This is a genomic window from Treponema parvum, assembly GCF_017893945.1.
Classification (GTDB): domain Bacteria; phylum Spirochaetota; class Spirochaetia; order Treponematales; family Treponemataceae; genus Treponema_D; species Treponema_D parvum_A.
Genome location: NZ_CP054257.1, coordinates 1378678 through 1392471, shown reverse-complemented (window position 1 = coordinate 1392471; position 13794 = coordinate 1378678). Strand labels below are relative to the sequence as shown.

Below are 13794 nucleotides of genomic sequence, written 5' to 3'. Positions count from 1 at the left end.
GTAAAATCGTTCCTCAACCTTATCCTTGACACGGCGGGTAAAATTTTATATAGTAAATCACGCTAATTTTTGTGATTAGATCTTTGCCCGGATGGTGGAATTGGTAGACACGCTAGTTTCAGGTACTAGAGCCTTCACGGGTGTGCAAGTTCAAGTCTTGTTCCGGGCAAAACCGATTTATGTTGTATACAGATACACGACCGTGCCGATAATCCCCAGCAATCCGGCTATTACAAACAGGTAGATCCAGACGGGCAGGGGACTGTCGCCTTTTTTTTTGTCTTTTGACCGAAAACCGATTTCTTTGAAATGCAGCCTGGAATCCGCATATCCGCATTTGGGACAGCCGTTTGTAAACACATTCGCTACGCCTATAAAGCCGCAAGCGGGACATCTTACCGACGTAAAAAATCTGCCGCATGTTCTGCAAAATTTTGCATCCTGCGGAACTTCCGCTCCGCAGTTTTCACAAAAAAATTTAGCTTCTTTTCCTTTCATCACACCGCCACAAGTTTTAGCTTCAGAATTTTATCATTTTCAATAATAAAAGCAGAAACCGAAGATATTTGATCGTTGAATTTAAGAGTCGCATCCGAGATCTTTTGATCTTTATCGAATTTTTTATCGTGATTATCCGGTTGGAATGTCATAATTTCTCCGTCGAAAGATACGACTTTTCCCGTTATAAAGGCTTTTGTAGCAGGATCGGTAAAAATAAAATTTGTTTTGTTGCCGACAGTTGCACAGCCTTTATCTGCGCCGCTGCTGGAAGCGGCGGATGGGGCAGATAAACGGTCGGTAGGCACTGCTGCATCTTTTGCTTGACCGGAGGAACGGTCGTCGGAAACGCTCAAAGAGCCTTCGTAAATATCGTTTTCTTTTTTTAATATCTCACGCAGCTTGTCAAGACCGTCTACATCGTATGACGAAAAAAATCCCCTCACTCCCAGCTGACTTGCTTTTTTTTGTTCTTCCTCCGAAAAATCCTTACCCGTATACAATATTACTTGAGGCGCTGTCGCGCTTATTCCGCTTTTGGCATATTGGGTAACCGTTTTCCAGTGGCGGGGATATTCCACTGCGCTTACAAGGATGATATGAGGAGAAATTTCTTCGATATTGTCTATGGCCTTTACAAGCCATCTGTAAACAATGACGTCGTATCCCGCCGTTTTAAAAACAGCTGAAAAACGTTCTACAGCTATAGGATCGTCGGCTATAATAAGCGCTTTCATTCTCTACCCAGATTGTCTACATTGTATTTATATATCTGCCAAATTCCGTCACGGCGGCGCAGATGATAGGTATATCTTTTTTTCTCTTTAAATCCCGTATTTTGAAACCGCTCGATGACGGAAACGCTGCCTTCAACAGGCGAATATACGGTATTTTCAATTTGATCGGGAGAGATCGATTCCGGTTTAAGAATGGAAGTTGTTTTGTCCTGTATGGGTAAAACTATTGACGCAGAAGCGGAAGGCGACGGCCTGATTTCCAGCGTGAGCCTGTTTGACAAGAGCTTCGAAGCTGAAACGGGTTTGTACAATTCCGGAAAAAACTCCATTTCAAGATAATATATCGCCGGTTCCTTTATCTGAAGATAATCTTTTACATTTTCCACAAAAGAATATTCTTCTCCCGCTTCCAACGCTATGTCCCTGTAAAATACGGTTTGGCTCGTAGTCCGCGCAAGTATCAAAGATTCCGACAAGGGTAATTGGTTGTTTTTTACATCGAATGCCCTAAAGCTAAGGCTGAACAAACGGTTGTCGGCAAGTTTAAAACGCAGCGTTTCAGGCCCGCGGTTCGCTATGGTTATATGCACATAGATGGGATTCGTTTTAGCCTCGTTGGGATAGTACATGGTTCTGTCATAAAATCTTATAGAAACGCCGGCATGTGAAAGATCCGTCGCGGCCGGGGTCGAATCTTGTGAAAACACCGCCTGTGCAAAAAAAATACAAACTGATATAATGACTAATAATGTTCGTTTCAACGTTATATCTCCCATTTACTTCTTTTTAAGAATATCGGTTATATTTTATGAATACATTATTATCCAGTTACGTGTTTCCCCAACTTGAAAAATGGACATGCCTTAAAGACGCTATAACCAGATCGCAAACGGACGATCAAATTTTTCCGGTAGAAATTGAAGGCCTTCACGGAGCGGCGAACACTTTTTTTACGGCCGAATATATAACCGAAAAACAAAAAAAACTGCTCAACGGTTTACAGTATACTACAACGGGCCGCTATTCTCAAGGTTCCGCACTGAAAGGCGCTCAAAGGTTTTCAATGAAAAGCGCTTCGCTGGATACGGTAATCATCGTACCGAATGAAAAAGACGTTGAAGACGTGTGCGTCGATCTTTCGGCAGCGTTTGTGAACGCACAAATATTTAAGCTTCCGTGGTGGGGGAGCGCCGCTTACAGGCCTACCGCAAGAGGTTCGATAGTTTTCGGGGAAAGAGCCGGCGTGCTTTGTAAACTCTCATGTCCTAAGCCGTATACGAGTATTTCGTGCACACCGCGCATCTTTGTCGCTTCTTTGCGTTCGTTTTTAACTCCTGTTCCGCCGCCCGAATACATAAGATCGCTTTTGCAGCATGTGCGCGTAAAACAAGAGATCGATACAATAAGTTTGTCTGAAAAACTTACGGCTTCAGGATATATACGCGTGCCTAAGGTTACCGTTCACGGAGAATTTACGCTGCGAGGAGAGGTTTTGGATATCTTTCTTCCCGGAGAAGAAAATCCTTATCGCATTCTTTTTGATTTTGACAAAATAGAAAAAATAAAGATCTTCGATGCCGAAACGCAGGCGACCGTAGGCTCGGTTGAAGATTTGCTGATTTATCCTATGAAAGAAGTTTTATGGACGGACGAGCTTGTAAATATCCTTTCGGAAAAATTGAACGATAAAAAAGAACTTAAAGCAAGCCTTGAAAACGATCGTGAAACAGACAGTGAAACAGGATTTGAAATAGACCTTCCTTTTACGGAAGAAGCGAAGAAAGCCAAAGAAAAACTGCTTGAAGAACTTTACGCCTACCGCGAAAGTGAAGGCGAAGAGCTTTTTTATCCTGTTTTATGGGATAAAAAATACTGCATTACCGATTATCTGTCCGAAACTTCGGAAGTGTTTTTTTACGATTACGACAGACTCAGCAATTCGCAAGAAAGTATAGACCGCGAATATATGGGCATGTACAGAAAGGCGAGGCCGAATTTTCCGGTTCTTTTACCGGATCAGATAATGTTTAAATTTTCGGATGCGGTTTGTTTTCATAAAAAGAACATTTTTTACAGAACTCTTCTTACGCCGCATTCGATCGATAACGATACTTTTATCCGCATGGAATGCGAGCCGTCTCAGACGTATTTCGGAAATATCAATTATCTAAAAGAACAGATAGGAGCGGCTCAAAAAGACGGCTGGCGTATTTTTATCTATACGGACAATAAAAATCAGCTGCTTAGGATAAATGAAATTTTAAAAGAATTTACAAAAGACGCCGGTGACAAAGGCGAAGTCGGCAAGGATAAAGGTAAAAATTCCTTCAGCGGGGAAGAAATTTTTCCCGTAGTATTGATCCCTCACGCCGTCTCCGAAGGATTTTCAATTCCTGAAATAAAACTTAAAGTCATACAGGAAAATGAAATATTCGGGCGGCGAAAACACGCGCCGAAATCCCTGCACAAAGCAAAAAGCGCAGCGATCGATTCGTTTGTAGAGTTGAATCCCGGCGATTACATAGTCCACGTAAACTACGGCATAGGTATATTTAAAGGCATAGAGCGCGTGCGCTCGTTCGGAAACGAACGCGACTATATAAAAATAGAGTATGCGGGAGAAGAATTTGCATTTGTTCCGATCGAACAGGTAAATCTTGTTCAGCGTTACATAGGAAATGAAGGAAGTCCGCCGAAAATCGATACTATCGGAAGTAAAAACTGGGAAAACCGCAAGAACCGCGTAAAAAAAGCGGTAGAAGATTTGGCGCAAAGGCTTATAGACCTGTATTCAAGGCGAAAAATTGCAAAAGGCTTCCCGTTTCCCAAAGACACGGAATGGCAGACCGCCTTTGAAGCGGCTTTTCCCTATGAAGATACGCCCGACCAAATTACCGTTACAGGCGAAGTTAAGGCCGATATGGAGCGTCCCGTGCCGATGGACCGCCTGATATGCGGCGACGTTGGCTACGGAAAAACGGAAATAGCCATGCGCGCGGCATTTAAAGCCGTCATGGGTGGAAAACAGGTTGCGTTTCTTGCTCCTACTACCATTCTTGCGGAACAGCATTACGAAACCTGCATGGAGCGTTTCGATAATTTTCCCGTAAAAATTTCCCACCTGTCGCGTTTTGTGGCGTACTCCGAGCAAAAAAGAATACTTGAAAAACTTGCAAAGGGCGAGATAGATATTCTCATAGGAACTCACCGTATAATCCAAAAAGACATTGTTTTTAAAAACCTCGGACTTATGATAATCGACGAAGAGCAGCGCTTCGGCGTTAAGGATAAGGAAAGACTTAAATTGCTGAAAAACAATGTGGATTCGCTTTCCATGTCCGCAACTCCGATCCCGAGAACCTTGCACATGAGCCTTCTGAAAATTCGCGACATGAGCCTTTTGACAACTCCGCCTCAAAACCGTCAGCCAATAGAGACCGTGATCGCCGAATACGCCGATGAAAACGTCGCCGAAGCGATACGGCGTGAAGTTGAAAGGGGCGGGCAAGTGTTTTATCTTCATAACCGTGTAGAAGATCTTGCGGATATCAAACATAAACTTGAACAGCTTGTACCTGAAATGATCATAGATACGGCGCACGGACAAATGCCCGGCGAAACCCTTGACGATATTTTCCGCCGATTTAAGATGGGCGGATTCCACGTGCTGATCTCCACTACGATCATAGAAAACGGCATAGACATTCCCAACGTAAACACCATCATAATAGACAGGGCGGACATGTACGGAGTTTCTCAGCTTTATCAGCTTAGAGGACGAGTAGGCCGGAGCGGAAGAAAAGCCTATGCGTATCTTTTTTATCCGCAAAACAAGGCCCTGTCCGAAATTGCGATGAAGAGACTTCAAGTTATAAGCGATTTTACTGAACTCGGAAGCGGCTTTAAGATTGCCATGAAAGACATGGAAATACGCGGAGCGGGAAATCTCTTAGGGCAGGATCAATCGGGAAATGTGTATTCCGTAGGTTTCGATCTGTATTTAAGACTTTTAAATGAAGCGGTACAGCGTCTTACTGCACAAAATTACGACGAACAGCCTGAAGTTCTTATGGAGCTTGAATATACGGGATTTATTCCCGATTCATATGTGCAGAATCCTCAAATAAAGATGGAAATTTATAAAAAAATCGCGTCCGTACAGGAAAAAAGCGAACTTGACAATACCTATTACGAACTTAACGACCGTTTCGGTCCGGTGCCGGAAGAAGTAAACAGCCTGTTGTCCTTAGCGGAAATAAGGATAATATGCAAAAAACTTGCCATAAGCTCAATAAAGGAGCAAAGAGGCGTTGTCCAAATCACCCTTGACCAAGTTTCAAAAATTTCCGTAGACAAGGTTTTAAATCTTATAAATTCAAGCGGCGGCAGGGTAAGGTTGGATCCTGCCAGGCCGAACATAATTTTATTGTCTACAGGAAAGATAGGATTAAAAGAAAAGAGTGAGTTTTTATGCGAGAAACTTAATCAGATTGTATGATTTTTTATACAGTTTTATGCCGGAACCTGCGCTTTTTACCAAAGCGGGCGGCAAATTTCTACTATAATGAGCCGGCCGAGCGTCGCGGTCGGCTCATTCTCATTATGATCGAAAGATTTTTCACCGGATCCTGTTCCTGTGCCGTAAATCTTTAAAAACCGTAACAAAAGTTACGGTTTTTTGTTCTCATCCGTGTTATAAAATAGCTGTCGTTTGATTGAGCTGTCGATTGCCGTGCCGGTCGCCAAGCTTGAATAACCGCAATGATTAACCTAAAATTCATGGGAGAAACATATGAATAGCTATTTTTCATTAAAAGATACCGTATATGACGTTACGGAAAAATACCCCGAACTTATTGAGCTTTTTGCCGCCAACGGCTTTGAAAACCTAAAAAATAAAGTCTTACGAAACCTTGTGGCAAAGACAATATCGGTGGAAACAGCTTTAAAAAGCAAACATATCGATATCGACGCGTTTGAAAAGCGTATGATAGAGACGATAGAATCGGGGAAGAGTACCGTTCAGGACGGTCTTGCCGGCAGCAAAAAAAACACCTCGGAAAGCGATGTTAAACTCATGGGAGTGCTTCCGTGTCCGATAAGGATGCAGATGCTTGAAAAACTGGACAATTGGCTTGAGACGCAAAAAGCCGGTATAAATTACGAGTTACAGGCCGCCAGCATGGGAATCGACTGGCTTAAAGAACATGTGGCAAAGAGCAAGGACGCAAGCGAACTTGCGGACATATATCTTTCAGCCGGTTACGGTTTCTTTTTCGATAAAGAACTCATGGGGCATTATAAAGACGAAGGCGTTTTTGAAGATATAACAGGTATTGAAAAACTTAATTCCGATTTTGACAACGATTACATCGATCTGAAAGATCCTCGCCGGCAATATAAGATAATAGGAGTGGTTCCGGCTATTTTTATGGTAAACACGGCTCTTTTGGGCGACAGGCCCATGCCGAAAAGCTGGGCGGATCTTTTAAAACCCGAATTTGAAAATACGATTGCAATCCCGATGAGAGACTTGGATCTTTTTAACGCCATTCTGTTAGGGATATATACAAAGTACGGTAAAGAAGGGCTTGCCGCTCTTGGCAGGGGAGTCGTTTCATCCATGCATCCTTCTCAAATGGTAAAAAACGGAGGAAAAAGGACTCCCGACACGCCGATCGTTACAGTTATGCCGTATTTTTTTACATGGATGGCGAAGGAAGACGGTCCCATGAAAACCGTATGGCCTGAAGACGGAGCGATAATAAGTCCCATATTCTTTTTGTCAAAAAAATCTTCAAAAGACAAGGTAAAACCCGTCGTCGACTTTCTTTTTTCACCGTCTATGGGATCCGTTCTTTCGGCGGACGGAAAATTTCCTTCCACGCATCCGGCGATGGATAATCACCTTTCAAAAGACAAAAAATTCATGTGGCCCGGTTGGGATTTTATCCATTCAAATGATATCGCAAAAGTATTAAAGGAAGCGGAAGCTGTCTTTAATAGCGGTATGGGAAGCGTGCAAATATGAATTTGATAATATTTTCAGGCCCGCCTTCGTCGGGGAAAACGTCCGTGATATTAAAAATCATCGACGCTTTTAAAAACAAAGGTAAAAAAGTAGGCGTTGTAAAATTCGACTGTCTGTATACGGATGACGACCTTTTATACGAAAAGGCAGCCGTACCGGTGAAAAAAGGACTTTCAGGCGGACTGTGCCCCGATCATTTTTTTGCTTCCAATATCGAAGATGTCGTTTTATGGGGAAATAAAGAAAAACTTGACATTCTGATTACGGAATCTGCAGGACTCTGCAACCGTTGTTCTCCGTACCTGGCGGAAATCACGGGCGTTTGCGTCATTGACAATCTTTCAGGGATAAATACGCCTAAAAAGATCGGTCCCATGCTCAAATCGGCTGATGTGGTAGTGATTACAAAAGGCGACATAGTGTCCCAGGCGGAACGAGAAGTATTCGCTTCCAGGGTAAGTACGGTAAATCCCAAGGCTATGGTAATGCATGTAAACGGTTTGAGCGGGCAGGGGGCTTTTGAATTAAGCACCGTCTTGGAGAGCAATACGGTTGACATACAGACTGTGCGCGGAATGAAGCTCCGTTTCCCGATGCCTTCAGCGATGTGCTCTTATTGTCTGGGTGAAACACGGATAGGAGAAAATTATCAGCTCGGGAATACAAGAAAGATGGTCTGGGAGGACGGGCAAAAATGACACATACAGAAATGCCGGCGGATAAAACCTGTGCGGATAAGAATGATAATATCGCAGAAAAAAAACTCAAAAGTATTTTACATGAATATCCGTTTGCCGCGGATTTTTTTGAACAAAACACGCTTGATATAAGCGGCTATGAAGATAAAACGTTAAAGACTTTTTTGGAAGATCTTAAAGAAGAGGCCTCGGAAGATAAGGCTATGGACACCGATCGTATTTTAGACGACCTTACGTCCTATATCCGTCAGATGATTGATTTTCTTGGGATAAAAAAAGAAAACATCGTAAAATCTCTGACAATTCTTGCAGGACATAATAAAAGTAAAGAAAAAGAAACTTTCGGAAAGATTACCATACTGCCTTCTCAAGTTGTGGCTATAGTAGGACCTACTGGTTCCGGTAAAAGCCGGCTGCTTGCGGATATTGAATGGGCGGCGTGGGGCGACACTCCCACCGGAAGAAGCATAATGATAAACGGCGAAAAGCCCGATTTTAAATGGCGATATTCCGCCAACAAAAAATTAGTAGCCCAGCTTTCTCAAAACATGAATTTTGTAATAGACTTAAGCGCCGGAGAATTTATCAGGATGCACGCGGCAAGCCGGATGGTAGAGAATCCTGAAAAAGTAGCTGAAAAAATTTTGCTTGAAGCCAATAAACTTGCCGGCGAGAGTTTTTTGGCGGAAACGCCAGTAACAAGTTTGAGCGGCGGTCAGTCAAGAGCTCTTATGATAGCCGATACTGCGGTGCTGAGCGCTTCTCCCATCGTTCTCATCGACGAAATAGAAAACGCCGGAATAGACAGAAAAAAGGCGCTTGACCTGCTGGTATCTCAGGATAAGATAGTGCTTATGGCGACCCATGATCCGCTTTTGGCTCTCATGGCGGACAGAAGAATCGTAATCAAAAACGGCGGTATTCATGCCGTGATCGAGACAAGTAAGCAGGAAAAAGAATTGTTGGTGTATTTAAACAGCATAGATTCCGTCATGCAGGAAGCAAGAAGAAGTCTCCGTTCAGGAGAAATTCTAAAACCCGAACTCTTGCCGCAGGTTCAAAACAATAGGTAAAAGGCGGAATAAAAATGATCGAAAATTTGAAAAAAAGTCCTTTATTTGCGGGAATGACAATTGAAGAGATAGAAGAATTTATCGTAAAAACCCGCGCAAAAATCACTGAATACCGCAAAGACGAATTTATTTTTTTGCAAGGCGATGTTCCCAAGAGTATGTATTTGCTTGTAGAAGGTGTCGTTGCGGTCTGCAACGACACCGGCAGCGGAAAGCGGAGCATACTCGCATTGTTCGATAAACCCGGAGAAATTTTCGGTGAAATTTTTTTGTTTTTGAACCGGAAAACTTACGATCATTATACACAGGTTCTTTGCGATTCAAAAGTCTTGGAAATTGAAAAGCCTAATCTTTTTCAATCCGACGGTATTCCCGAAATAATTCATCAAAAGATCGTTTTAAACATGCTTTATATTTTTGCTTCCAAAACTTATTACCTTAACCGGCGGCTTTCAATACTTTCGTGCTCCGGGTTAAGACAAAAAATCGCAAAGCTCTTTTTAAAAAATAAAAGAGAAGACAATACGGTCGAAGTCAACATGAACAGGGAAGAACTTGCTGATTTTCTAAATGTCACAAGACCTTCTTTGTCCCGCGAACTTATGAAAATGCAAGAAGACGGCCTCATTGTCATTGACAAAAAAGCTATCCGCATCTTTGACCTTAAAAAGATGAAAGATATCTGCGATATATGACATATTTGTAACACAGGTTACGGAAAATTTTATAACTACGGAATATCTTATTGACATATGCACTCATACGGTCGCCTTGGGAAGGGTAAAACAACGCCGTGTGAGGATTTGCAATAGGAGGTCTGTATGGAAAATAAGATGTTTTGTTATCAGTGCCAGGAAACAGCCGGTTGCACAGGATGTACGCAAATGGGAGTTTGCGGGAAATCCCCCTCGGTAGCCGCTATGCAGGATTTGCTGATATATGCCAGCAAAGGAATTTCGGAAATTACTACAAGGCTTAGAGAGGAAGGGGTTAAGATTCCCAAAGAAATAAATCACTTGGTTACATTGAATCTTTTTATAACCATCACGAATGCCAATTTTGATGAAGGTGCGATCACAGATAAAATCATTTTAACATTGAATAAAAAACAAGAGCTTTTAGCTTTATTAAAAGACAAGAAAGGTCTTTCCGAAGCGGCAATGTGGGACGACAGAGATAAAAATACGTACGCTGAAAAAGCGAAAAGCGTCGGGGTTCTCGCCACTAAAAATGAAGATATAAGAAGTTTACGGGAACTTATAATTTACGGCCTCAAAGGGCTTTCCGCATACAGTAAACATGCAAATGCACTTTTAAAAGACGATGAAGAAACGGATGCCTTTTTGCAACGAGCTCTTTCCAAAACACTTGATGACAGTCTCGGTATTGATGAACTTGTCGCACTTACATTAGAAACCGGAAAATACGGCGTTGCAGGTATGGCGTTGCTGGACGGTGCAAACACTTCCGCTTACGGAAACCCTGAAATCACAAAGGTAAACATAGGCGTGGGTAAAAATCCCGGTATCCTCATATCCGGTCACGATCTGAAAGATATGGAAATGTTGCTCGAGCAGACAACTGGAACGGGAATTGATGTGTATACACATTCTGAAATGCTTCCTGCACATTATTATCCCGTATTTAAAAAATATCCCCACTTTGTAGGCAATTATGGAAACGCATGGTGGAAACAAAAGGAAGAATTCGAGAGTTTCAATGGTCCTATTCTAATGACCACAAACTGTATAGTTCCGCCCAAGCCGAGTTATAAAGACAGGCTCTATACGACAGGATCTGCCGGATTTCCGGGATGTAAGCATATTTCAGGGGATATCGGCGAGACAAAAGACTTTTCACAGATAATAGAACAGGCTAAGACTTGTTTGCCTCCTGTAGAAATTGAAAGCGGACAAATTATAGGCGGATTTGCACATAATCAAGTGATCGCTCTTGCCGACAAGGTCGTTCATGCAGTCAAAAGCGGCGCCATAAAAAAATTTGTGGTAATGGGCGGTTGCGACGGAAGAGCAAAAGCGAGAAATTATTATACCGACTTCGCGAAAGCGCTTCCCAAAGACACCGTTATCTTAACCGCCGGATGCGCGAAATACAAATACAATAAATTAAATCTTGGCGATATAGAAGGAATTCCGAGAATTTTGGATGCAGGGCAGTGTAACGATTCTTATTCAATTGCCCTTATCGCGCTGAAATTAAAGGAAGTTTTCGGTCTAAAAGATATAAACGATTTGCCGATCATTTATAATATTGCATGGTACGAGCAAAAAGCCGTGATAGTATTGCTTGCGCTTTTGTATTTAGGTGTAAAAAATATTCATTTGGGACCGACTTTACCGGCTTTCTTTTCCGCAAATGTTGCAAAAGTTTTAGTTGAAAAGTTTAAAATCAGCGGCATAGGCACAGTCGATGATGATATGAAACTTTTTTTTGGAGAATAATTATTAACAAAAAGCTCAAGCGATTTCAGACGCTCATTTTCTTCGTCGAATAATTCTATCAATGGAGACGATGGGCGTTTTTTATTTCATTCCCAAAGATCAACAGCGTGGTACTCCATTAACAGCAAAAGCCGCATGGATGCGTTATAAACTATAAAAGAGACGGCCAAGACTCAAAGCATAGGTGTTGTTTAGCCATAAAAATAAAATAGGGATGGTCAGTCTGAAAATATTTTTATTTGGTAGACAGAATATACATTATTGATAGTTGTAAATGTTATGAAAATCCCATAATAATCGGGTCGTCGGAGAATAAAAATTTTATGGCAAGAATCTGCATTATTATTTAGTTACCATGATTGAAATATCTCGATCGATAACATTTCTGCGCAGACTTATTTTTAGCTTTCCATTAGCCGGTTTTACAGTAAAGTAATCTGTGTGTTTGCCTGTATAAAGTGGCACTGGGTACGGCGCCGGCACAAGTCAGCCAATGCGGCATGGCGACCGAACCCGGCGAACCGGCAAGAATAGAATTTTTATTCTTTGACGCCGCCGCTCGTCATTCCTGCAATCAAGTATCGCTGTAAGAACATAAACAGCAAAACTACGGGCAACGAAGTAAGAATTGAAGCGGCGCACAAACTTCCCCATTCGATTCCGTATTCGCCTATGTACATGTTAAGACCTACAGGTAAAGTTCTTTGAGCTGCGGTTGAAGTAAACATTACGGCAAACATGAGCTCATCCCATGCGTGTATAAAGGCGTAGATCGCAGTCGCTATGATTCCGGGCAAAGCCAGCGGAAGTACTATTTTAAAAAGAACGCCCGTTCTGGAACAACCGTCGATCGTTGCTGCTTCGTCGAGGTCTTGCGGGATGCCCGCAAAATAACCGATCAGCATGTATATAACATACGGAAGAGAAAAAGAAGTATATGCGAATATGAGACTTCCTTTTGTGTTTAGCAAATGCAATCCTCTCATGATAACAAAAAGCGGTATGATTATGAGAACCTTGGGAAACATTTGACTCGAAAGTAAAAATTTTCTTAAGGTGTTTTCACCTTTAAAACGAAAGCGACTGAAAGCATAGCTTGCGGTAATTGAAATAAACACGCACAACAGCGTAGTACACCCCGAAACTATCGCACTGTTTTTGAATTGTCTCGGAAAATCGGTCGTTTTTATTACCGAAGCATAGTTCTTTAAAGTCGGGCTGGCAGGCCAATACTTTACCACAGGGGTGTGTATTTCGTTTTCAGGTTTTACGGATGTAATAAACGCCCATGCAAGCGGAATTAGGGAATATAAGCTGATCAGCAATGCAGGAATCCATACTAAAAGCAAACGCTTTGCGACATTCTTTTTCATTTAAATTCCCCCTTCCCTACTTTTATTTATTAATCTGATATAGATGCTGATAAACACTATTATTATGCCCATAAGGATTATAGCCATAGCCGACGAATATCCGAAGTTAAGTTCGCTCCACGCTTTAAGATAAGTATACAAAGCAAGCACATTCGTAGTATATCCCGGGCCGCCCTGCGTCATCGTAAAGATAAGGTCGGTCGTATTTGCAGTCCATATTATTCGCAGCACGGTAGAAGTTATCAATATGGGCTTTAAATGCGGCATTGTAACAGCCCAAAAACGCTGCCACATGTTCGCGCCGTCGATTTCGGCCGCTTCATAAAGATTTTTAGGGATGGCTTGCAAGCCGGCTAAAAAACTTATCGCAAAAAAAGGAAACCCTTTCCATACGTTTGTGGCGATGACCGAACCGAACGCCGTCTTGGGGTTTGCCAGCCAAGGAATATTTTGGTTTATAATGTGCAGCCTCATAAGCCAATCGTTAAACAGACCGTATGTTCCGTCAAGGATCCACGACCAGAGCAGCGCTGAAACTACGCTCGGCAAGACCCACGGAATCAATACCAGACCGCGCACAAGCGCCCTCAAAGGAAATTTTTGATCCAATACTAAAGCTACGACAAGCCCGATAAAAGCTTGAAGACCCACTGAAAAAACAATCCAATAAGCCGTCTTTTTAAGTGAAATCAAAAAGATAGGATCTTTAAACATCTCTATATAGTTTCCCAATCCTATAAAGCGTTCGTTTTTCGGAACGGGTTTACTCAGTATATAGTTTTGAAAGCTTAACATGAGTCCCTTGAACATGGGATAAAGAAGAATGATTCCTATAGCCAGAAAAGTAGGCAAAATCAAAACGTACGGATACCATTTTTGACTTTTTTTCAATTCCACCATAAATGCGGTCTCCTAAAAAAAC

The 13794-nt window shown here is 42.1% G+C and carries 11 protein-coding genes and 1 tRNA gene; 7 read left to right on the top strand and 5 right to left on the bottom strand.

The features are described from left to right. The first annotated feature begins 85 nt into the window (after window positions 1-85). Window positions 86-169: transfer RNA gene (locus HRI96_RS06210), tRNA-Leu, on the top strand. An 8-nt stretch (window positions 170-177) separates the two neighbouring features. Here HRI96_RS06210 and HRI96_RS06205 read toward each other — a convergent pair. Genes HRI96_RS06205 through HRI96_RS06195 form a run of 3 tightly spaced genes read right to left on the bottom strand, consistent with a single transcriptional unit; the run spans window position 178 to window position 1996 of the window. Continuing rightward, window positions 178-498, bottom strand: coding sequence for a zinc ribbon domain-containing protein (locus tag HRI96_RS06205; protein ID WP_210116543.1), 321 nt, complete (start codon window positions 496-498; stop codon window positions 178-180). Further along, window positions 498-1235 carry a hypothetical protein gene (locus tag HRI96_RS06200; RefSeq protein WP_210116542.1) on the bottom strand — a complete coding sequence of 246 codons (738 nt, stop codon included), beginning with the start codon at window positions 1233-1235 and terminating at the stop codon, window positions 498-500. Before HRI96_RS06200 ends, HRI96_RS06205 begins: the two co-directional genes overlap by 1 nt. Beyond that, complete coding sequence (locus HRI96_RS06195; RefSeq protein WP_210116541.1) at window positions 1232-1996, bottom strand: hypothetical protein; 765 nt, start codon at window positions 1994-1996, stop codon at window positions 1232-1234. Before HRI96_RS06195 ends, HRI96_RS06200 begins: the two co-directional genes overlap by 4 nt. Before the next feature lie 47 nt (window positions 1997-2043). Between HRI96_RS06195 and mfd the strand changes: the two genes are divergently transcribed. The 6 genes from mfd to hcp all read left to right on the top strand — a co-directional run bounded on the left by mfd (window position 2044) and on the right by hcp (window position 11499). Continuing rightward, complete coding sequence (gene mfd, locus HRI96_RS06190) at window positions 2044-5733, top strand: transcription-repair coupling factor (RefSeq protein WP_210116540.1); 3690 nt, start codon at window positions 2044-2046, stop codon at window positions 5731-5733. 294 nt (window positions 5734-6027) lie between these two features. Continuing rightward, window positions 6028-7266, top strand: a complete 1239-nt coding sequence (locus HRI96_RS06185; protein ID WP_210116539.1) for an ABC transporter substrate-binding protein — start codon at window positions 6028-6030, stop codon at window positions 7264-7266. Beyond that, the gene (locus tag HRI96_RS06180) at window positions 7263-7964 is read left to right on the top strand and encodes a GTP-binding protein (RefSeq protein ID WP_210116538.1); all 702 of its coding nucleotides are present in this window, start codon (window positions 7263-7265) and stop codon (window positions 7962-7964) included. The genes HRI96_RS06185 and HRI96_RS06180 overlap by 4 nt, the downstream gene beginning before the upstream one ends. Beyond that, a complete protein-coding gene (locus tag HRI96_RS06175) occupies window positions 7961-9037 on the top strand; it encodes an ATP-binding cassette domain-containing protein (protein WP_256729169.1) in 1077 nt (358 codons plus the stop codon). Before HRI96_RS06180 ends, HRI96_RS06175 begins: the two co-directional genes overlap by 4 nt. Before the next feature lie 14 nt (window positions 9038-9051). Continuing rightward, window positions 9052-9732 (top strand): Crp/Fnr family transcriptional regulator, encoded by a 681-nt coding sequence (locus HRI96_RS06170; RefSeq protein WP_210116537.1) that lies wholly within the window; start codon window positions 9052-9054, stop codon window positions 9730-9732. Window positions 9733-9858: 126 nt separating this feature from the next. After that, window positions 9859-11499 (top strand): hydroxylamine reductase, encoded by a 1641-nt coding sequence (gene hcp, locus HRI96_RS06165; RefSeq protein ID WP_210116536.1) that lies wholly within the window; start codon window positions 9859-9861, stop codon window positions 11497-11499. A 539-nt stretch (window positions 11500-12038) separates the two neighbouring features. Here the strand turns inward: hcp and HRI96_RS06160 are convergent. Beyond that, on the bottom strand, window positions 12039-12872 hold the full coding sequence (locus HRI96_RS06160) for a carbohydrate ABC transporter permease (RefSeq protein WP_210116535.1): 834 nt from the start codon (window positions 12870-12872) through the stop codon (window positions 12039-12041). Continuing rightward, the gene (locus HRI96_RS06155) at window positions 12873-13772 is read right to left on the bottom strand and encodes a carbohydrate ABC transporter permease (protein WP_210116534.1); all 900 of its coding nucleotides are present in this window, start codon (window positions 13770-13772) and stop codon (window positions 12873-12875) included. Window positions 13773-13794: the final 22 nt, after the last annotated feature.

What these genes read in the sequence shown, in the direction of transcription:
- HRI96_RS06175 (WP_256729169.1), top strand. Translation starts at nt 7,961, where the DNA reads ATGACACATACAGAAATGCCGGCGGATAAAACCTGTGCGGATAAGAAT.
- HRI96_RS06170 (WP_210116537.1), top strand. Translation starts at nt 9,052, where the DNA reads ATGATCGAAAATTTGAAAAAAAGTCCTTTATTTGCGGGAATGACAATT.
- HRI96_RS06200 (WP_210116542.1), bottom strand. Translation starts at nt 1,235, where the DNA reads ATGAAAGCGCTTATTATAGCCGACGATCCTATAGCTGTAGAACGTTTT.
- HRI96_RS06185 (WP_210116539.1), top strand. Translation starts at nt 6,028, where the DNA reads ATGAATAGCTATTTTTCATTAAAAGATACCGTATATGACGTTACGGAA.
- mfd (WP_210116540.1), top strand. Translation starts at nt 2,044, where the DNA reads ATGAATACATTATTATCCAGTTACGTGTTTCCCCAACTTGAAAAATGG.
- HRI96_RS06155 (WP_210116534.1), bottom strand. Translation starts at nt 13,772, where the DNA reads ATGGTGGAATTGAAAAAAAGTCAAAAATGGTATCCGTACGTTTTGATT.
- HRI96_RS06160 (WP_210116535.1), bottom strand. Translation starts at nt 12,872, where the DNA reads ATGAAAAAGAATGTCGCAAAGCGTTTGCTTTTAGTATGGATTCCTGCA.
- hcp (WP_210116536.1), top strand. Translation starts at nt 9,859, where the DNA reads ATGGAAAATAAGATGTTTTGTTATCAGTGCCAGGAAACAGCCGGTTGC.
- HRI96_RS06180 (WP_210116538.1), top strand. Translation starts at nt 7,263, where the DNA reads ATGAATTTGATAATATTTTCAGGCCCGCCTTCGTCGGGGAAAACGTCC.
- HRI96_RS06205 (WP_210116543.1), bottom strand. Translation starts at nt 498, where the DNA reads ATGAAAGGAAAAGAAGCTAAATTTTTTTGTGAAAACTGCGGAGCGGAA.